The sequence below is a fragment of the Lactobacillus gasseri ATCC 33323 = JCM 1131 genome, assembly GCF_000014425.1.
In the GTDB taxonomy this organism is placed as follows: Bacteria; Bacillota; Bacilli; order Lactobacillales; family Lactobacillaceae; genus Lactobacillus; species Lactobacillus gasseri.
This window is the reverse complement of sequence record NC_008530.1, coordinates 913643-934304: the sequence shown is the minus strand read 5'-3', so window position 1 is coordinate 934304 and position 20662 is coordinate 913643. Positions and strand designations below refer to the sequence as shown.

Below are 20662 nucleotides of genomic sequence, written 5' to 3'. Positions count from 1 at the left end.
TAGCATCAATTATAAAGAAATTAGGCACATATAATATATTCACAATTTCATCATAACACAAATAGAAAAGTATGCTATATGTTATTTATTTGATCAGGCATCCAGATCCTAATCTTGCAATGTGGAAAGCGCCATTAGCACATGTTAACAAGCCATTGTTATAAACCATAATCTGTTTTCTACCCGTAATAAAGTTATAATAAACTAGGTAATTTAGATTGTAATCATTACCCTTTTGAGAAACATTAAATAATTTAATTTTGATATTCACATCATTGGGTTCCCAACTTAAAGTTACATCACGTAATTGACGAAAATCAGAATTGTTTTCACCAGAAATAAACTTATTTGCTTGCGGCTTAGTAAATACTCCCGTTAAAAAGTTTTTAATTTCTTCTTGATTGCTTATTACAGGCTGGACTTGCGTAGGGGTATACAATTTTGTATTAGGATCTTGTTTCGTAACTGATTTACTTTGTTTATTTTGTGGCTTAGAAGAAGTTTCATTTGTGGCACTTTTTTTAACATGATTATGACTGCTATTAAGATTACTTTCACTAGAGATGCTATGCTGAGTAGAATTAAAATTACTTCCAACATAAAAACCAATATAGCCAAAAGTCAAAAATGCTAAGCAAACTAATAACCATAGCCATCCTTTCTTCTTTTTAACTACTTTATTTTTTTTAGCATGTTTTAATTCTTTTGCTTTTGTTACCGCTACTTTTTGGGTGGTATTTTTTTCAACCCTTTTATTTTCTGGTTCAGCTTTCTTTTTCTTCTTTGGCACATTATTTAGCCTTATGCCCATCATCCCCAAATCGGCTGGAATTTTGGCATTAATATTATTTACAAAATCATAGCCACAAAATGGACATTTAGCTTCCCCAAGATTTACTTCTTTACCACAATTTGGACACTTTTTATTCATTCTTAAATTCAGCTTTCTTTTAATTTTTGTTCTTGTTATCCTTATTCAAAATTGAAATCAAATCGATCAATGATTTAAGAACATTCATTAAATTCGCAACAACTGGATTTGATAAATTATTACTGTTTTGACTAACAAGCTCATTAACACTGCTTTTCAATTGTTGCAATTGCATATTTTGCTCAGAATTTTTACTTACTCCAACCGTAAAGACTTGTGTTGTTAAATCATTTCCATCAAATTTTTGAATTTTATTATTTCCGTCAAAATTATTAAAAATAACATGGTAACCTGCTTTTTCAAGCCCTGCTAAAGGAATCGACGTGCTATATAAATCTGTGATATTTTCATTAGGTTTGCCAATTAAGGGGCCTGAGGAAGTTATCTGCTGTCCTTCATTATCTAAGTCAATAAAGTTCACAATTGCAATTTGATCGTTGTTACTTGAAGGAACGTAAGTATTAGACTGATCTTTTTCAAAATTATTCGCAATTTTTTGGTAGATAACTTTAATATCTTTATTTGAATTAGATAGGGTAATTATTTTGTAATTACTTCTGTAGCCTGGAATTTGAGGAATTATCTGTTTAGTGTTTAGTTTAGTTGGATCATTAGGATCTGTTTCTAAATATAAAGTTCCTTTTGTAGGTATCAACTCTCCATTTTCATCAACTGGAATTATTTTATTGTTACGAATATAAGATACCTTGATCTCCGATTTGCTATTATTTATATTTTCAGTTTCTATGTGAGAAAGATTACTATGATATCCTTTAACGACGGGAACTTGAATCTTGTTAGGAAAGTCTTTCTGAATAGTCTTCCATTCAGTTGGATAGGTATTGTTTTCTACTATTTTATTCAAGACTAATGAAAATAATACTTTTCGCTGCAAATGCTTGGTTTTAATAATATTCTCTGGTGTCTTTTTGCCAGCACCATCGAACTTAATCGTAAAAGTTATATCTTTCTGGTATTCTTCAGGGTTTACCTTTTGATAAGGATGTGCCGAGTCTACAATTATTTCATCACGTCTAAGTGTCACAATAAAGACTGGAACATAGCTATCATTATTGCCGAAGAATTGAATTCCTTTACCATTAAAACCATTGTCAACTAACTTGAATCCCCTAGCTATTAAGTCATTTAAATCATCATTAATATCGTAATTAATAGGAAAATTTGGTTCTCCTTCTAATTTAGTAGTTTTAACGATAGCATTATTTGCCGTTAAATTTACATATTGAATAATAGCTGCTTGTTTATTTGTTGAGGGATGCTCATTTAGCTTATATTTTACAAAATATTCTTGATTTCCATCATCGGGTACTATTTTCTTACCACCCACTGTAGTTTTATCAGGAACATAACCCGGTAAAGTTGGAACTCCAATTTTTAGAAAAGTATTGGTATCTGAAATCCAGGTTGTTTTCGATACTATTTCTTTTGTCACTGCATCGACTTCTAAAGTTCGATAAAATTCGGCCGAATTAACATTATCAATCGGTGTCCTGCTTCCTGCTCCAGAATAGTGGACTATTTGTTTTATTGTCCTTTTTACTTGGTTAAGCGGGAAATTCTTAGTGATATGGTTAACATCAATAATCTTCTTTTGGTGTGACACACTAATATTGACACTATTATCTTTTTTGCCAAAAGTTAATGCCATCTTTCTGTCAAAACTAGCTGGGATTTGATAACCATGATTTTGAAGCTCATCAATAATTGAAATTAAATCAATATTGATTTTTTTGCCCTTTTTACAAAAAAAAGTTTTGCTAGTAATGATTTGATTTTTAGTATCTGAATCTACAAAATTGATAATTATTTTTCTTTTCTTTGAAAATATATTAAGCAAATCAATCACATTTTCCTAAAATAACTATTTCTTTTCACTCCTATTGTAACTTTTTTTCATGAATATATTGAATAATCTTCATATATTATGTTATTAATTTGTTTGTATTGTTGTGAAAGAAAAATAAAAAGTGACTCCTTCCACTAATTGAACAAATTCAAGATAAGTGGGAAGAAATCGATTAATAGAATAGGAATATAAAAATGAGAAGAAATAAACACCAACACAATTTTAACGATTTTTCAGATCAAGAAAAAGAAAAGTTAAAAACAGTTCGACAAGAATTAACACAGGCACAAAAGAAAGAACCCGAAAGACTCTGGGAACATTTACAAGCCTTTAATGATGGTGTAATGGCGATTATTATCACAATTATTGTTTTAGAAATTCAGCCAGCAATTCACGAAGTTCATTATGAACAATTTATTGCTAATATTATCGTCTTTTTGATTACTTTCTTTGTAGTCGCTGACTTTTGGTATGATCTTCACTTGGCTTTTTCTTACTATATTTTTAAACCAACAAAAACGATTGCGATACTAGATTTCTTTTTCCTAGCTGACCTTTCTCTTCTACCTGTGATGACTAAGTGGATCATGGCTGAAAGCTCAACCTTTGCAGTTGCCAACTTCGGGATTGTTTTTTTAATTGCCAAAATTTTGGAATATTTAATTCAATACTTTGGTGCGAAAAAGACAGCAAAATATTCACAAATTATGAATATTATTATCAGTAGATCATTTATTAGAAAGGTTGCTGTTACTCTATTTTTAAATGTAATCTTGATTGTTCTGTCATTATTTATTCCGAGAATAGCTATGATTCTGTACTTAGTTATTCCGGTTACTTCATTTCTATTTCCTGTTAAACGTAATAAAATAGTCTGATTGAATTACAAACCTTTATATCAAATGTGTATTTATAACTAGCTTGTATAATATTTTAGTTTCTTAAACAAAATGCAAAAAAAAGAGCAATGAGTTTTTCAAAATAGAAAATCATTGTTCTTTTTTATATTTTTTCAAAAAATCTTATTTAATTATTCGTTAATTTATTATTTTTTTTACCGATTAATGCATCTTTTTAACCGATAACAAGCAAAATAAAGTCTTTTTATTTCTAATCTCTATAATAAAAATTGAAAGGAGTTAAAAATGAAATTCAAATTATTCATTGAACCAAGTAAAGCAGAAATAGTGGAAGCTTATGTACATCAAAAAAGTGATTTTTCAACTCAACTAAAAGAGTTTGTTTTATCAAACGGCGATTCAAATACAATTGTAGCTTACGATGATAAAGATTTAACTATGGTCAGCTTTTCAGATATTGTCATGATTACAATTGTTGAAAATAAGGTTCTAGCCATCTGTACTAATGACAAGCAATATCATATTAGAAAGCGACTGTATCAACTGACTGATCTTCTTCCATCCAACTTTTGGAAAATCAATAAATCAGCGATAGCCAATCGGCACTATATTGTCCACTTTGAAGAAACCAAAAACTCTGGAGTCAATATTATTATGAAAAATGGACTAACTGATTATGTTTCAAGACGTTGCTTTGCCAAAATTAGAAAGGAACTGAATTAAAATGAAAGACTTTATCAAAAACTTTGTTAAAAGTGGACTACAGGCGGCTGGCTTTGGTCCTCTAATTCTTGTAATCTTTTACTCTATTTATTCATTTACTATTAAATTTCAGACTATTTCAGTTCAAGATGTAAATAAAAATATTATCTCCAGTCTTTTACTTGCTTTTATCGCTGGTGGCATTAACGCAATCTTTAAAGTTGAAAGAATTCCATTCGGTCTTGCAACAACGATTGATGCTATTGTCATCTACCTTGATTATCTTCTTTTCTATATCCTTAATGATTGGATCAAGTTACAAATGATACCATTCCTTGTTTTTACAGTTCTTTACATTATCGGCTACTTAATTATTTGGCTATGTATTTACCATCAAGTAAAAAATCAAGTTCAAAAATTAAATCAAAAATTGTAATAAAAAATGCGTATTATCTTCGCTAAAAAACATTGATAATACGCACTTTTTATCTATCCTTCTGCTTTTTTATTTGCTCATGCATATTCGCTATATCTAAGTCTTTTTCCACCGTGTTTTCCTTTCAAAATTAATGAATCTGATCCTCTAAAAGCGTCTTACCTAAGGTTTAATTGAAACTATAATCAACTAATTGTCGGCCAACTTTCTTTAAAAATATGGTCTAAAACCTTTCCCTATAAAACTTTTTCATACATCATGGCTTGAGTGTCGCCATCATCTTCATAATGAATTGTAGCTTCTTCCGCAAATTCAAAACCATGTTTTTGATATAGCTTTTCAGCAGGGAGATTGCCTTTCATTACGTCCAAGTGAATTGCATAATACCCTGCATCTTTAGCAAAATTATCAAATTCAGTCAGCATCTTGCCAGCAATTCCTTGACCACGTTCTTTTTGACTGACAGCAAACAAGTGAAGCACAGTTATCTTCCTATCATCCAATTTATGCTTCCATGCAACATGCGCATAGTTAGGATCTTCACCATCAGTCAAAACACCAGCACTAACTAATTTACCATCTTTAATAGCGATAATTATTTGTGCATTTTTTAAGAAATTCGCCAATATTTCTTTACTTGGGTAAATGCCCCAATGCCAATCTGGACTATACTGATCAGTCTTCTGGTCTTCACAAACTTGCTGGTAAAAATCACATAAGTTTGTTAAATCGGCTAAGCTTGCTTTTCTGATTTTCATTAGATTAATTTCCCCTTCTGTGTCAAATTTAACATCTATTCTAACAACTCAACCTTTTAATTGCATTCTTTCATTAAAGTAATTTCGGTAGGCCAAATATCCAGCAATCACTGCTCCCAAACTTGTTGCTCCTAAAAGCATAAATGTAATCATAATTTGATATTTAATAGCATAAATGGGATTAACTCCCGCAAAAATCAATCCTGACATCATCCCTGGTAAGTTAACTAAGCCAACCGTCTTAGCTGAATCGATCGTTGGCTGCATCGCAGTTTTTATGCTTCTTCTTAGAATTGGCATTGAAGCAGTTTTAATATCACTGCCCAAGGCTAATTTCTCTAATAGCGGCTGCCGTAAATCACGAAAGCTTTCATTTAAAGATTTATAGCACAAGCCAATAGCTACCATTTCGTTGCCTGCAATCATTCCTGTAATTGGAATAACTTGCATTGGAATTGGCTTAATCACGCCTGAAAGAATTAAGATCGCTAAAGTGGCGTATGTACCAGCAGCTTCCGCAATCAGAGAATTATAAAACTTTTTATCGGGATTAGGGTCTCTTTGATTAGCATTCCACGACGCATTAAAAATAATAATTAAGGTTGATGCAAAGGTTAGCCAATAATTATTTACATGGAAAATAAACTTTAAAACATAGCCGATAACTATTAACTGAACGATTGCTCGAACTACGCTGATTAGAATGTCTTTAGTTAAACCAAGTTTTTCTTTAGCAGAAATTGCAATCGAAACTAAAACCAATGCAAAAGCAAAGACAAGCGACCAATTACTTACCATGACATTTTTCATTCGAGGATGCCACCTTTTTTAATTCGAATAATATTTTGAGCTGCAGTTATTTCATCCTGATCATGCGTGACTTGAATAATTGTTACACCTTGTTGATGAACTCGCTCAATTAATTGATGCACAATCGCCTTATTGTCTTCATCTAAACCTGTGGTCACTTCATCTAACAGCAAAACTTCCGGTAAAAAAAACAAATTTCTAATCAAAGCAATTCGTTGCTTTTCGCCGCCTGATAGGCTGGTAACGTCCTTATCTAAGTAATCTGCTTCTAAGCTTACCTCATGCAATAACTGCAATAAACGTTTTCGGTCAACTGCTTGCTTTCTAACTTCATATGGAAAAGATAAATTATCCGCTACCTTTTCTCCAAATAAAGATGGCTGCTGGAAGCAGTAAGAAACACTTCTGCGATAAATTAAGGGATCGATTTTCATAATATCTTTTTCTCTAAAAAAAATCTTTCCACTAGTTGGATTAATTAAGTTAGCAATTAGCTTGAGAATAGTACTTTTGCCCGCGCCTGAAGGCCCGATGAGCGTCAAAAAAGCACCTTCTTCAACTTCAAAAGATACATTTTGTAGAATCTGCTTCTGCCCTGCTTGATAAGCTACATTTCGTAGTTTTAAAATAGCCATCTATTTTCTCCATCATAAAATTAACCTAACGTTTTCATCGTATAATTAACTATAGTCTTTTTTAAGCGAGGAATAAATATGGTCAGTAATCAATTCAGCAAACTTTGAGTTCTAGAAAAGTAAATATGTCTGCTCAGTATTGCGATGTCGGTTGCGATTTTCTTACTTAAAGATTTTATTTGAAAACTATTTAACATACCAAAATAAGCACTGATAATCATTCTAATTAAAGCTTGATTAATCAGTGCTTTTTCGATTAATTTTTTCCTTATGAAGAGAAGTACTCTTACTTCAGAAACTCTTCTAACTCCTCATCAGAAAACTCATCGCTATAATCTTGCTTTAGTTCTTGCAAGATCTGCTCATTACTTTGATTCATTCTTTTTAGCATCTTGACTGTTTTGCTGATAGCCGAAACTGTTGCTTCTCGTTTTCCTTCTTCTACACCTTGTGCAAGTGCCATTTCTTTAATCTGTTCCGTATTCATCACGTGTTCACTCCATTCTTCGGTTTTACGATAATTATCCATCGTCTTTTTGATTCGCTTGATAAATTTACTATTTGTAGTACTTTTACCATCCATCAATGAATAAAAGTCATCAAGTCCTTGGCTCACGTCACCCTTTTTTCCTTTGCTGCTTAAGTATATTACCTCAGATTCGTCATTCAGTTCAACAGATTTATCTTCTCTAGCAGAGTAAGTGAAACTGTATCTTTTCAACCCCTTGCCTTTAGGATCAAAAGGCAAAATAAATATTACATAGACAGCTGCCAATTCGCCATACCCGTCGCCTTGATGCAAAAATCCAGCTTCCATCATTTTATACATGTAGTAGCGTGCTCGTTTATCCAAGTCTTTTTGCGGTGCGACCTGCATTTCTATATCGTACCTTCTGCCCTTACTGTCTTTTATCAGAACATCTAGTACTGAAAATTTCTCTTCCTTATTGAATGCAATTCTCTCCTGCGTTCGCACAGTAAGATCTTGAATATTCAAATCTGGTAAAACTTCATGCAAAAACATCTGGCAATTCACTGGATCTTTCATCACATTCTGAAACATCAGATCGTCTGTGATACCTAATAGTTTCGCCACATCTGGCTTTTTCTTTTCTTTCACGAAAAAGATCCTCCTAATAAATAGTTTAAGGAATCAATCCTCACTATTTATTACGCAAACGTGACGGTTATTTTTTAGAAAATAATAGATTTTTAGTAAACATAAAAAAAAACAGTACTCAGTTTTAGAGTTCTCCGGCTTTTGTGCTTATTAATTAAATCAAAACTAACTTTACTTGCCTATGCGCCCTATTAGCAATTTCATTTAATAATCCTATAGAAACATTCATATTTCCAGCTTCAATTCTTCCAATTGTAGATTGGGGCTTCCCTACATATTTAGCAAATTCTACTTGCGTCATTCCTAGATCTTTACGCATATCTTTAACTAAGACAGCAGCGTCGAGATTTAAGCTTGCTTGTTCATATTTTTTCTTTAGCTTTGGATTCTTTTCAATATCTTTTTTAATAAAATTTTGGATCTTACTCATATCATCTCACCCCATATTTTTCTTCATATCTTTTTATATACTTTTTATCTTCTAATAGTTTGCACATCTCGTTTTAGTTATAACATGTTATACTAAAGAAACAATAAGAAAGGACGATCAAATATGAAAAAACTAAAAGTCAGAAAAATTGGAAATTCCCTTGGCAGTATTTTTCCAAAAGACTGGGGAGTTCATGATGGAGAGCTACTTTCCTATACAATTGATAAAAAAAATCATCGAGTAATTATCGACTTGAGCAAAAATGATTTAGAACATGATCGTGCATTAATAGAAGAAAGTTTTAAAGATTTTGAAACTGGAAACTTTGCTACAGAGAAAGAAATGAAAGCTATGTTTGGCAAATATGGTTGGGGAAAATAAATGTATACTATCATTTATTCTGACCATTTTACTACATCCCTAATTAACGAAATTTCTTACTGGAAGAATAATCTACTTCTTTCCGATAAAGAAATAACAAAATATATTTCTTTAATTTATCATAATATACAATTACTATCTGATTTCCCTTATCTTTATCAGGATGTACATCAAAAATATCAGTTGGATAAACCGACTTACAAAATAACCATCGGCAAAAAATATGCAATTTTTTGCCGAGTGAGCGAAAAGAATCGCACAATAATCATTGGTTCATTTTTCAGCAACAAACAAATGCGACTAGAATTCTAACTATACTCAAAAAGAGGATGATTTTACACTAATGCTGTAAATCATCCTCCTTTTAAATGCAGTTTAATTCGATATAACGATCCGTTGATCTGCTACTTGCTCAATAAAGTACTTATCATGTTCAATCAACAACATAGCTGGCTTAACTTCCCGCAATAACTTAATCAACTGATCTTGATTAAACACATCTAAGTAATTAGCCGGCTCATCCCACAAATATAAGTCTGCCTTTTCAACTAATGACTTAGCTAACGCAACCCGCTTTTGCTTAACTTTCCCATTGAAGACCGCGATATTACCTCAACTTACTTAGGTACAGAATCAATGTCTGTTAACTTACCAGCTGAATGTAACTTGAATAAAAATAAAGAACTATCATTCAAGATGCTCAAAGGCAAAACAATCTTAAGCCCTTCACCAATTGGCTTTTGGACTAAGATTTACCAAGACGAGATTCCAGATAGCAAAATCATTTTTCAAAATGAATCCAGTGAATACAGCGAGATTCTACAATACTCTGTTTTACCTTTCTTTACGACAAATTTAACGAGTTTAGATTCTCAATGGGGACATAATTTACCTGATAATCGCAGAGTTCGTCCACTAAAAGATGAAGTAGCGCATCAGAAATTTTACGCTTGTTACCTAAAACAAAACAAAGACCGAGTCCAGCCTTTAATTGAAAAATTGCAAGACCAATGGAGTAAATATGACCAAAAATAAAGACGATTGCACAATTAATAATGTGCAATCGTCTTTTTACTATATTTAAAAGAATAATTTACTCATGATAATCATGAAGATCATTAAACAAGTTGAACTAATTGCCGCAGCGCCAAAGACTGTACCACCGCGCTTGAAAATCACGTTAAAGTTAACAGAAATTCCAAGAGCAGCCATTGCCATTCCTAAGAATACGTATGCTGCTTGAACTAAACCGTCCAAAACTACTGGTGGAAATGGTAAGAAAGTTCCTAAAATACTAGTCAAGATGAAGCCACCTAAGAACCATGGAATTGGTAATTTTTTAGGTGCTTGCGTATGATCTTGCGTACTCTCTTTAACCAGTCTTCGTTGATACCAGTAACCAACAATCAAAGCAACAGGAGCTAAAAGCAGAACGCGGGAAAGTTTCATAATCAAGGCACTATCTAAACTAGCTTCACCAAAGGCATTCCCTGCTGCAACTGCATGTGCAATTTCATGTAAAGAACCTCCAGCTACAATTCCAAATTGTGAATCAGTCAATCCCAGCATTGGCTTAATCACAATTTCAAATAATGTAAAGACTGTTCCCATTACGCAAACAACGGCAACTGCAAGAACTTCATTTTCTCTCTTGCGCTCTTCATCCCGGCTCTCAATTTGAGGAGAAACACCCATTACAGCAGCTGCTCCGCAAATACCAGTACCGCAAGCAGATAAAACTGCTAATTCATCTTCGGCACCGAATTTTTTACTTAACCAGTAAGTCAGGATGATTGTGCCACTAACGCCCAACATCGCTACTAAAATAGTTTTAATACCGGCATCAGCTAACTTGGTTAAATTAAGCCTAAAGCCGAGTAAGATAATTCCGAGTCTCAAAAACTTATTAGAAATAAATCCAATCCCAGGGGCTGCTTCTTCTCTAACCCCTACTGGTAAAACCTGCAAAGATATTCCCAGTAACAGTGCAATTACTAAAGCACCAATTAAGTTAAGATATGGCAATTTAGCAATAAAAATTCCAGCAACAGAACAAATTAAAGTCATTACTGCTGCTAAACCAAATGATCTACTTTTAACAATACTTATCAATAAAAAATACCTCCAGTTTAATTGCCTATTCCAACCCAGGAAAATTTACGGAATCTGCAATTTTATAGTGTTATAAATTGATTCTCTCTAGAAAGCAAAATTTCTTATAGATAATATCTTATCGGATTTAAAATTAAAAGTAAAGCAATATGCTCAAGAAATCACAAATATTTTCATTGATATAAAAAGGATGAAAGCTTAGATCATGCTTTCATCCTTCAATTTTGTGAGATTATTCATAAAGTTTTTTAGATCAATCACCGTTTCAAAAGTAATAAAAAATAGTAACGCCTTAATCCATGATCGACAAAGCAAGAAAAAGAAGATGACTATTATTACTATAAAGCTAAGAGCCATAAACAGAGCTAAAAAAGTCATCCCTGCGCCAAACGAATTCACAATTTCCTTAAGACTGGTCGGCTCGTTTTTAACTAATAATGACAGAGCGCGATATTGCTTACTGCTTCTGATCTTAAAAGAAAGAATTGTAAAAATTGTTGCAACAATAATCATTAAAGAACCTAGCAATTGAACTACCAAGCTCATAGCTGGCTGTCTAAAGATTAAAATTGCTCCAACAATAAGCAAAACATCGGCAATCAGATTATAGAGCAATCGCTTGTGCTCTAATTTTACAAAAATCAAGTTATTTGAATCCATTATTCGTATCCTTTAAAAAGTTTCTATTATTATCAGTATACTGGCTAAACTAAAAATGACCAAGAGCGATTTTAACTCTTGGTCACTTAATTTCAATTATCGTCCTTTGTGGACCGTGTCATTTTCAACTGGAATAGCTTTACTTTTAAGATCGATTGCAACAGACAAAAGACTAATTAAACCAGCTATTACAAATAATTGGGACATACTAGGACTCCTCTCTTGGAGTCTTCCCCCCACTACTTATCTTACAGGTTGTCAATGACTTTTCAAAACAAAAAGACTTGCGTCGCTGGTGTTAATGAAATCCAGATCCAGTAAAAAGTTATCGTCACGACAGCTAAATAGGACATGATAGTCAAAAATTTTTCAAAACAGCCACCAACTTTGTAATGAAATGGAGATTTTTTCTTTTTCTTATAAAACGGCGCTAACCACTCTACTCCCTGCTTACTGAAGCTATCTTGAATTAAATGCAAAAAATAGCCAACTACTAGTCCAAACCAAAGTGCACTCCAGTAATTCTGCGAAGTTAAATTATTGATTCGAATGGGAATGAACTTATTCATTAAGTAATATAAGCCACCAGAAAAAAAGGCCCAGCCAAGAAAAGAATGAGTAATCCCTCGATGTCTAAGAAAAAGGCTGAAGTTGATTACTGACTTCTTACTTGCTGAACTGTTGTATTCGTCAATGTCAGGTAAAGAAGCGCCGATTGCAGTTGCAGCTAGAATAATTATGTTGTTAACTGGATCAATTAGCAAACGATTAGTTAACAATAAACTTAGCTCAACGATTGCAATACTACAAATTCGATGTGATTTTGTTAGCACTTCTTTTCACCCTCTCTATAGAACATACATTCTATTGTACCAAACTTCGCAATAGAATGGGAACTTGTATATCACAAGGTGTGAAAAAACGTCCAGCTTTTTACACTGGACGTTTTTTTAAAGATTAACTTTAAACTACTTTACATAATTATTTTACTTTAATTAATATTCTCTCGCAGTATCTTACTAAATTCTGCTACTTGTGAATCATCCGATTTAGCAAGCAAAACGTATTTTTCACGCAACTGCTTACCATCCCTGAGCAAAAACAGCTTCTGCACCTGGTCATCATCTACGTGACTTGCTGTCATTTCATTCATTATTAAGTAACCTGACCCAGATTCAACCATCAAAATGGCTTCACCTAAAGTTTCAACTGCGATCAGATCGTTCTTTATACTCAAAATGTCTTTTAGATAATGATACTCGCTCTTCTCATCTGCTACTGAAGCAACTATAATACATGGCACATTTCTCAACTCACCTAATTCAACAGTTTGCTGATACTTATTAAAATTACCTGCCTGAACTAAAGCAAGTAAGGCAATATCACTTACTGCATAACTTGCAAGTGTCTGATAAATGGTATTTCTAGAATTAACTAAGACCGCATCTACTTCGCCATCTTGAATCTTAGTTTCGATTTCATCAAAACCAACTGGCTCTAACTCGACTTTTTCATTTTCATGTAAAGCCTGCCACTTAGCTGCCGCTTGCTCTAATTCATGTCTACCCAAATTCTTCAGATATCCGATTTTCATTTTTTCACCTATATAAAAATAAGACTTTGATTTCTCAACCAAAGTCTTAAAACTTTAATTACTTAGCCTTATCGTGAAAAGCAATTGTAAATCCATTCTCCCAAACCTCATTTGGAGCAATGTGATTCATTCCACGCTTGTGCTCTAACTGACCATCACTATCTAAAGTGTCCGCAATACCCCACCATGGTTCAATACAAATGTAATTACCAGACTTAGGATATTGTGACCATAAACCAACAAATGGTGCATTTTCCATTTTAACGTTGATATGATAATCACTCTTATCAGTTCTAATAGAAATCTTATTAGGCTGCTTTAATTCAAAGACCCAAGCATCATCTTTAAATAACTCATCGCTAATTTCAAACAACGAGTCTGTTGCAAGCAATGAACGATTATCCCAGTCAAGGTAAGGTGCCTTCAATGGAATTTTCACGTGATCCATGGACGGGTCGAATTTGAAGTAATAATCATTCTTAGTCAAGCCATTATCAGTTGGCAAATTAAAGCCAGGGTGACCACCAATACCAAAGATCATTTCCTTAGTATCTTTATTAGTTACAGTAAAATGTTCTGATAACAAGTTATTAACTAAGCTGTAAGTTACTCTTAACTCAAAATCAAATGGATACATTTTTTTAGTATCTTCATTAGAAGTTAGAAGAAAAATAATGTGCTTATCATCTTGTTCTTCAACAGTAAACTGCGAATCTCTTGCAAAACCATGTTGTCCCATATGATAAGTCTTACCATCATAAGTATATTGATCACCCTTTAAGCGACCAACTACAGGAAACAAAACTGGCGCATGACGACCCCAAATCTTAGGATCAGCTTGCCAGATATATTCTCGACCACTGTTTACATCTTTAACGCTTTGAATTTCAGCACCATGATCAGAAAGCGTTACCGTTAAAAAATTATTTTTTAATTGATAATCCATAATTTAACTTCTCTTTATCTACTAAAATTACAAAATAAATTTTGTTAAGTCCTTATTGATAATTATATCACTCAATTTTTGGTCAACATACTTTTGAGTAATAGTAATTTCGCCCATGTTCATATCTGGTCCCTCGTAAAGCACATCTTCGAGCAGCTTTTCTAAGATAGTTGCTAAACGACGAGCACCGATGTTGTCAGTGCCTTGATTTACTTCAAAGGCAATTTGAGCAATACGATCAATTGCTTCTTGAGTAAAGACTAGCTTAATGCCATCAGCCTTAAGAAGTGCAATATATTGTTTCAAAAGTGAATTTTGAGGATCCTTCAAGATCTTGACAAAATCTTCTTGAGTTAAGGCGTTTAATTCAACCCGGATTGGAAAACGCCCTTGCAATTCTGGGATCAAATCACTTGGCTTACTTTCAGCAAAGGCACCAGCTGCAATAAAGAGAATATGATCAGTTGATACAGGGCCGTACTTAGTTGAAACGGTTGAGCCTTCAACAATTGGCAAGATATCTCTTTGGACACCTTCACGAGAAACTTCTCCAGAAGTCTTCTTGTTACCAGCAGTAATCTTATCAATTTCATCGATAAAGATAATTCCATTTTGCTGAGTACGCTCTATTGCTCGTTGGTAGAGAGAATCGTAATTAATTAACTTCTTAGATTCTTCTTGAATTAAAACTTCACGTGCATCTGACACCTTCAAAGTACGCTTAACAGTCTTCTTAGGCATTAAGTCACCCATCAAGCTCGACATATCAATTCCCATTTGGCCCATCATGTCGCCCATTGGGTTAACCTTAGGTGCTTGTTCAACTTCAATTGTTACTTCACGATTTTCAAGTAAGCCCTTATTAAGTTGATCAGCTACGCTAAGACGTTCATTGCGAATATCGTCAGTTACCTCTTCATTATCTTGAGCTTGATTCATGTTGAAGTTGCCAGAAAGCATCTGCATCATTTGCTGCATTGAATTTTCGCGGTTTTCACGCTTAATACCTGGAACAATTAACTTAACTAAACGGTTATTTGCTTTCTTAGTTGCTTGCAACTTAACACGATCGAATTGTTCCTTTTCTTCCATGCGAACTGCTTCTTCAACTAAGTCACGAACCATTGACTCAACGTCACGTCCAACATAACCTACTTCAGTAAACTTAGTTGCTTCTACTTTTACAAAAGGTGCGTCAACAATTTTAGCCAAGCGACGTGCAATTTCAGTCTTACCAACGCCAGTAGGACCAGCCATTAACATGTTCTTGGGAGTAATGTCTTGTTGCATTTGCTTAGGTAGTTGCAAACGACGGTAACGGTTATATAAGGCTACCGCAACAGACTTTTTAGCTTCATTTTGGCCAATAATATATTTATCAAGTAATTCTACAATTTGTTTTGGAGTTTTTTCTTCAGTCAAAATATTTCACCTAGATTTCATCAGTAGTAATGTGGTCATCAGTAAAGACATCAATTCCAGAAGCAATCTTAACTGCTTCTTTGGCAATTTCACTTGCGCTCATCCCGCTACTGTGGCGAGTCATTGCAATTGCTGCTGCTTGTGCAAAGTTACCACCTGAACCAATAGCTACCACATCTTCATCTGGTTCAAGAACTTCACCATTACCAGAAATCAATAATAAATCCTTGTCATTAAAGGCAATTACCATCGCCTGCAATTTAGCTAAAGTTGGATCTTTTCTCCAGCTTTGTGCCATTTCAACAGCAGCTCTACGTAAATCACCTGAATAAGTTTCAAGCTTTCCTTCAAGCATATCTTGTAAGCTAACTGCATCTGCCACACCACCGGCAAAACCAATTACTACTTGATCGTGGTAAATTCTTCTGATTTTTTTTGCAGTTGCCTTAGCAATTACCTTTTCACCTAAGGTAACTTGACCATCGCCTGCGATGGCTGTTTGATTGTTGTATCTAACAGAACAAATTGTCGTCATATTATTATGCCTCGTCTTTCTTATCTTTTCTTGGGAAAAATTTTTGATAATCTGCTTGTAAATGCTTCATCGTAACGTGCGTATAAATCTGCGTCGTAGATAAAGATTCATGCCCTAATAATTCCTGAACACTTCTCAGGTCTGCCCCATTATTGAGCATTTCAGTTGCAAAAGAGTGTCTAAGCATATGGGGATGAACCTTTCCTCCAACTCCAGCCTTAATGAAAACTTGTTGCATAATATATTCAATCCCGCGACCAGTTAATTTTTGACCGCGATTATTCAAAAATACATAGCCCAAATCTTCATTCTGACCAAGTAGAGCTAGCCGAACATCATCACGATATTCTCTTAAAGCATCAAGTGCATCTTTTCCAAAAGGAACATAGCGATCTTTATTACCCTTCCCATGAACTAAGATAATCTTTAAATCAAAATCAATCTGATCTAGCTTCAAAGATGCCATCTCACTTAACCGCATCCCTGTCGCATAAAAAAGCTCAAACATGGCGCGATTTCTCACTACCAACTTATCATGACCAGCAAGACTATCAAAGACTTGTCGCATCTCTTTTTCATAGAAGAACTGTGGTAGCTTCTTCTCTCCTAATCTTAAGCTAATTGTCTGCATGGGATCATTTTCTAACACTTCTCGCTTAACAAGAAAGCGATAAAAAGATCTCAAGCTCGACATCTTACGTGCCTGGGTTGTTCTAGACCTATTCTGTGCAGCTAAACTTTGTAAGAAAATCTCGACATCGCGACTTTTAACTTTATCCCAGCCGCCAAAGCCACCATTTTCTTTAAAAAATTGTTTTGCTTCATCTAGATCATTTAAGTAAGAGCTTACAGTATTTTTACTATAATTACGTTCATAGTTCAAGTAATCTTGAAATTGTTTGATTAACTTATCATTTTCTTTAGACATTATTAATCAAGCTTCTTTTCTTCCTTAAAGGTTTCAAGATCTTTCAATGCTCGTTTAGAAATTTCCAAGTGTCTTTCCTGTTTATTTCTAACCTTATAATCTAATTTTGGTAATAATGCATAAGATGCGTTCATTGGCTGGAAGTGTTTAGCACTAGTAGTTGTGATGTAATGAGCCATTGAGCCTAAGGCTGTTGACTTAGGGAAAACTAATGTTTCTTCGCCTACGGTTTCTCTAGCTGCATTAATTCCGGCAATTAGTCCAGAACCTGCACTTTCTACATAGCCCTCTACTCCAGTCATTTGTCCCGCAAAAAACAAACCAGCTTGTTTTCTAGCCTCATAATTTGCATTTAAAACTTCTGGACTAGCAATGTAAGTATTGCGATGCATTTTACCATAACGGACAAATTTTGCATTCTCAAGACCCGGAATCATTGAAAAGACTCTCTTTTGCTCGCCATATTTCAGGTGGGTTTGGAAACCAACAATGTTGTACATCGTACTTGCTGCATTATCTTGGCGCAACTGCACAACTGCGTAAGGAGTTTTCCCGGTCTTAGGATCTTCTAAGCCAACAGGCTTAAGTGGTCCAAAGAGCATCGTTTTTTCTCCTCTTTTAGCCATAACTTCAATTGGCATGCAGCCTTCAAAGACATTTTTATCTTCAAAGCCGTGCAAAGTAGCTGTTTCTGCACTGACTAAGTTTTTATAGAAATTAAAGAATTCTTCCTTAGTCATTGGACAGTTCAAATAAGCTGCTTCACCCTTGTCATAGCGCGATTTCTTATAAACAATGTCGCGATCAATTGAGCTTGCAGCTACAATTGGCGCCGCAGCATCAAAGAAATGAAGTGAATCAGTACCACAGAAATCCTTAATCTGTTCTGCTAATGTATCTGAAGTAAGTGGACCAGTCGCAATAATAGTAATTCCATCTTTTGGTATCTTAGTAATCTCTTCTTCATGAACATGTACATTTGGCAAGTCTTTGAGAGTTTGCGTTACCACTGAACTAAACTTATCCCGATCAACTGCTAGAGCTCCACCAGCAGGTACAGCTGTTTCATCAGCAGCTTTCATGATTAAAGAATCAAGCTGACGCATTTCCTCTTTTAACAAACCAACAGCGTTTGAGAGTTGGTTAGATCTCATTGAATTAGTACATACTAATTCGGCAAAATTAGCAGTTTCATGAGCAGGTGTAGTTTTCTTTGGTCGCATTTCATATAACTCTACTTCAATGCCACGCTTAGCTAATTGCCATGCAGCTTCACTTCCTGCAAGGCCACCGCCAATTACAGTTACATTCTTTACCATGCAATCTTTCCTTTCTGCTCGACTCTTTCAAGTCTATATAAAAATGATATCATTAAACCGCTTTCGTTTTAATGATATCATCGATTTTTATACTAATTTAATTTTCTTCTGGTTCTTCACGATAATCGCCGTTTGGGCAAAGAATAACTAAGCCCTTCTTATTCTTCTTTTGAACTAAGAAATGACCATCATTTGGACAATTACGACCAATTGGTTGATCCCAAGATACAAAGTCACAATCTGGATAACGAGAGCAGCCATAGAACTTACGATTACGTTTAGACTTCTTTTCAATAACTTCTCCCTTACCACACTTAGGACAAGTTACGCCAACCTTTTTAACAATTGGCTTAGTGTTACGGCAATCTGGGAAGCGCGAGCAAGCATAAAACTTACCATAACGTCCCATCTTAATTACCATCGGTGCACCACAAATGTCGCAGTTAAAACCAGCTGGTTCATCCTTAATTTGAACTTTTTCAATTTGTTGATCAGCCTTGTCTAATTCTTTAGAAAATGGCTTGTAGTATTCATCTACTACTTTGATCCAGTTCTTCTTTCCTACTTCAACGCCGTCAAGATCATCTTCTAGTTGAGCGGTGAAATCGACGTTAACAATATCTGGGAAGAATTCTTCGATTAACTTATCGACAATTTCACCTAATTCAGTCGGTACAATTGATCTTCCTTCAAGTTTTACGTAATAACGTTTTTGAATCGTATCAATTGTTGGTGCATAAGTTGATGGACGACCAACGCCATTTTCTTCAAGAGCTCTAACTAAACTGGCTTCAGTATATCTTGCTGGTGGCTGAGTAAAGTGCTGACGATCATCGGTCTTTTTAAGCTTAACCTTATCGCCTTCATTTAACTCAGGTAATTCATTATTCTTTTCTTTTTGGTTATCATAAACCTTAGTAAAACCAGCAAACTTAAGTTTTGAACCAGTTGTTCTAAAGGTAACGTCATTTTGTTCAATATCAGCTCTTACTGTATCGTAAACAGCTGGCGTCATTTGACTAGCAATAAATCTTGACCAAATTAAGGTGTAGAGACGATATTCTTCAGTAGTCAAATATTCTTTAACTGAAGCTGGCGTTCTGAAAGCTGAAGTTGGACGAATTGCTTCGTGGGCATCTTGAGCATCAGCATCGTTTTTAAAATGTTGCGGCTTGATTGCTGCATAATTTGCACCATATTCTTCATGGATGAATTTTGAAGCTTCATGCTTAGCAACATTAGCAATACGTTTAGAATCAGTACGCATATAAGTAATTAAACCAACTGATCCTTTACCCAGGTTAACCCCTTCATAAAGAGATTGAGCAATTCTCATTGTTCGACGAGTACGATATCCTAAACGCTTGTTAGCTTCTTGCTGCATAGTTGAGGTAGTAAAAGGCGCAGCAGGCTGACGTCTTCTTTCTTTTTTAACTACTTTGGTAACTTCAAAGTTCTTACGTTTATCAATTTGTTTTAAAATATCTTGAACTGCTTCATTATTTGGTAAGTCTTGTTTCTTACCCTTAATGCCATAAAAGGCTCCCTTGAACTTTTCCTTACCTTTTTCAAAATCAGCATCAATTGTCCAGTATTCTTCTGGCTTAAAGTTCTTAATTTCGTTTTCACGATCAATTACTAACTTCAAGGCAATTGATTGAACACGTCCAGCGGATAAGCCTTTCTTAACTTTTTGCCACAAGATAGGACTAATTGAATAACCCACCAAGCGGTCAAGAACACGACGTGCTTGTTGAGCATCTACAATATCCATATCAATGGTTCTTGGATTCTTAAAGGCATTTTTAACCGCATCTTTAGTAATTTCGTTAAAAGCAACACGGTTGTGCTCTTTAGGATCTAAATTCAAAGCATGAGCAACGTGCCAGGCAATAGCTTCTCCTTCACGATCGGGGTCGGAAGCGAGATAAACATACTTTGCCTTTTTGGCTTCGCTCTTTAATTCTTTAATCGTATCGCCTTTTCCGCGAATAGAAATATACTTTGGTTCATAATCGTGTTCGACGTCAACACCCATTTGGGACTTGGGTAAATCACGAATATGACCTTTTGAAGCAATAACATGATAATTTCTACCTAAATATTTTTCAATTGTCTTAGCCTTATGTGGAGACTCGACAATAACTAAATTCTTTTTATTTTTTCGTTTAGTAGGCATAGAATGCCCCTTCCTTGCACAATTTCTACCAAATTCT

General features: G+C 34.4%; 22 protein-coding genes and 1 pseudogene. 5 read left to right on the top strand and 18 right to left on the bottom strand.

All coding sequences use genetic code 11. The features are described from left to right. Positions 1-85: 85 nt before the first annotated feature. Both LGAS_RS04625 and LGAS_RS04620 read right to left on the bottom strand, forming a co-directional pair. Complete coding sequence (locus LGAS_RS04625) at positions 86-931, bottom strand: zinc ribbon domain-containing protein (protein ID WP_003647351.1); 846 nt, start codon at positions 929-931, stop codon at positions 86-88. A gap of 19 nt (positions 932-950) precedes the next feature. Next, positions 951-2798: a mucin-binding protein gene (locus LGAS_RS04620; RefSeq protein WP_003656282.1), complete on the bottom strand. Its 1848-nt coding sequence runs from the start codon at positions 2796-2798 to the stop codon at positions 951-953. A gap of 194 nt (positions 2799-2992) precedes the next feature. Here LGAS_RS04620 and LGAS_RS04615 point away from each other — a divergent pair, with 194 nt between their 5' ends. From LGAS_RS04615 to LGAS_RS04605, 3 genes are all read left to right on the top strand, one after another. Further along, the gene (locus LGAS_RS04615; RefSeq protein WP_003647353.1) at positions 2993-3676 is read left to right on the top strand and encodes a TMEM175 family protein; all 684 of its coding nucleotides are present in this window, start codon (positions 2993-2995) and stop codon (positions 3674-3676) included. A gap of 267 nt (positions 3677-3943) precedes the next feature. Then, the gene (locus LGAS_RS04610) at positions 3944-4381 is read left to right on the top strand and encodes a LytTR family DNA-binding domain-containing protein (protein ID WP_003647354.1); all 438 of its coding nucleotides are present in this window, start codon (positions 3944-3946) and stop codon (positions 4379-4381) included. 1 nt (position 4382) lies between these two features. Next, positions 4383-4796 carry a DUF3021 domain-containing protein gene (locus LGAS_RS04605; RefSeq protein ID WP_003647355.1) on the top strand — a complete coding sequence of 138 codons (414 nt, stop codon included), beginning with the start codon at positions 4383-4385 and terminating at the stop codon, positions 4794-4796. 236 nt (positions 4797-5032) lie between these two features. Here LGAS_RS04605 and LGAS_RS04600 read toward each other — a convergent pair whose 3' ends face one another. From LGAS_RS04600 to LGAS_RS04580, 5 genes are all read right to left on the bottom strand, one after another. Beyond that, complete coding sequence (locus tag LGAS_RS04600) at positions 5033-5554, bottom strand: GNAT family N-acetyltransferase (RefSeq protein ID WP_003647356.1); 522 nt, start codon at positions 5552-5554, stop codon at positions 5033-5035. Between the two features lie 48 nt (positions 5555-5602). Continuing rightward, entirely contained in the window at positions 5603-6364 is a 762-nt protein-coding gene (locus tag LGAS_RS04595; protein WP_003647357.1) for an ABC transporter permease, read from the bottom strand. Continuing rightward, positions 6361-6999: an ABC transporter ATP-binding protein gene (locus LGAS_RS04590; RefSeq protein WP_003647358.1), complete on the bottom strand. Its 639-nt coding sequence runs from the start codon at positions 6997-6999 to the stop codon at positions 6361-6363. The genes LGAS_RS04595 and LGAS_RS04590 overlap by 4 nt, the downstream gene beginning before the upstream one ends. A gap of 286 nt (positions 7000-7285) precedes the next feature. After that, positions 7286-8119, bottom strand: coding sequence for an Rpn family recombination-promoting nuclease/putative transposase (locus LGAS_RS04585; RefSeq protein ID WP_003647359.1), 834 nt, complete (start codon positions 8117-8119; stop codon positions 7286-7288). A 154-nt stretch (positions 8120-8273) separates the two neighbouring features. Then, positions 8274-8549, bottom strand: a complete 276-nt coding sequence (locus tag LGAS_RS04580) for a helix-turn-helix transcriptional regulator (RefSeq protein WP_003647360.1) — start codon at positions 8547-8549, stop codon at positions 8274-8276. A 123-nt stretch (positions 8550-8672) separates the two neighbouring features. On the opposite strand from LGAS_RS04580, the gene LGAS_RS04575 reads away from it, so the two are divergent. Then, complete coding sequence (locus tag LGAS_RS04575; protein WP_003647361.1) at positions 8673-8930, top strand: AbrB/MazE/SpoVT family DNA-binding domain-containing protein; 258 nt, start codon at positions 8673-8675, stop codon at positions 8928-8930. A gap of 375 nt (positions 8931-9305) precedes the next feature. Here the strand turns inward: LGAS_RS04575 and LGAS_RS09420 are convergent. Beyond that, positions 9306-9512 (bottom strand): annotated as a pseudogene (locus LGAS_RS09420) (P-loop NTPase family protein); the annotation flags it as partial. On the opposite strand from LGAS_RS09420, the gene LGAS_RS04565 reads away from it, so the two are divergent. Next, positions 9507-9965: a hypothetical protein gene (locus LGAS_RS04565; protein ID WP_003647364.1), complete on the top strand. Its 459-nt coding sequence runs from the start codon at positions 9507-9509 to the stop codon at positions 9963-9965. The pseudogene LGAS_RS09420 and the gene LGAS_RS04565 overlap by 6 nt on opposite strands. Before the next feature lie 45 nt (positions 9966-10010). Here LGAS_RS04565 and LGAS_RS04560 read toward each other — a convergent pair whose 3' ends face one another. From LGAS_RS04560 to topA, 10 genes are all read right to left on the bottom strand, one after another. Continuing rightward, positions 10011-11042 (bottom strand): YeiH family protein, encoded by a 1032-nt coding sequence (locus LGAS_RS04560; RefSeq protein ID WP_003647365.1) that lies wholly within the window; start codon positions 11040-11042, stop codon positions 10011-10013. 198 nt (positions 11043-11240) lie between these two features. After that, positions 11241-11702, bottom strand: coding sequence for a hypothetical protein (locus LGAS_RS04555; RefSeq protein WP_003647366.1), 462 nt, complete (start codon positions 11700-11702; stop codon positions 11241-11243). A 269-nt stretch (positions 11703-11971) separates the two neighbouring features. Then, positions 11972-12535, bottom strand: coding sequence for a metal-dependent hydrolase (locus LGAS_RS04550; protein ID WP_003647367.1), 564 nt, complete (start codon positions 12533-12535; stop codon positions 11972-11974). 158 nt (positions 12536-12693) lie between these two features. After that, positions 12694-13296, bottom strand: coding sequence for a LysR substrate-binding domain-containing protein (locus LGAS_RS04545; RefSeq protein ID WP_003654965.1), 603 nt, complete (start codon positions 13294-13296; stop codon positions 12694-12696). Between the two features lie 58 nt (positions 13297-13354). Further along, positions 13355-14242, bottom strand: a complete 888-nt coding sequence (locus tag LGAS_RS04540) for an aldose 1-epimerase family protein (RefSeq protein WP_003647370.1) — start codon at positions 14240-14242, stop codon at positions 13355-13357. A gap of 27 nt (positions 14243-14269) precedes the next feature. Further along, positions 14270-15664: an ATP-dependent protease ATPase subunit HslU gene (hslU, locus tag LGAS_RS04535; protein ID WP_003647371.1), complete on the bottom strand. Its 1395-nt coding sequence runs from the start codon at positions 15662-15664 to the stop codon at positions 14270-14272. 10 nt (positions 15665-15674) lie between these two features. Next, positions 15675-16199: an ATP-dependent protease subunit HslV gene (gene hslV, locus LGAS_RS04530; RefSeq protein ID WP_003647372.1), complete on the bottom strand. Its 525-nt coding sequence runs from the start codon at positions 16197-16199 to the stop codon at positions 15675-15677. A gap of 4 nt (positions 16200-16203) precedes the next feature. Then, positions 16204-17127: a tyrosine recombinase XerC gene (gene xerC, locus LGAS_RS04525; protein WP_003654973.1), complete on the bottom strand. Its 924-nt coding sequence runs from the start codon at positions 17125-17127 to the stop codon at positions 16204-16206. A 2-nt stretch (positions 17128-17129) separates the two neighbouring features. Beyond that, the gene (trmFO, locus tag LGAS_RS04520; RefSeq protein ID WP_003647373.1) at positions 17130-18446 is read right to left on the bottom strand and encodes a methylenetetrahydrofolate--tRNA-(uracil(54)-C(5))-methyltransferase (FADH(2)-oxidizing) TrmFO; all 1317 of its coding nucleotides are present in this window, start codon (positions 18444-18446) and stop codon (positions 17130-17132) included. Between the two features lie 97 nt (positions 18447-18543). Further along, complete coding sequence (gene topA, locus LGAS_RS04515) at positions 18544-20625, bottom strand: type I DNA topoisomerase (protein ID WP_003647374.1); 2082 nt, start codon at positions 20623-20625, stop codon at positions 18544-18546. Positions 20626-20662: the final 37 nt, after the last annotated feature.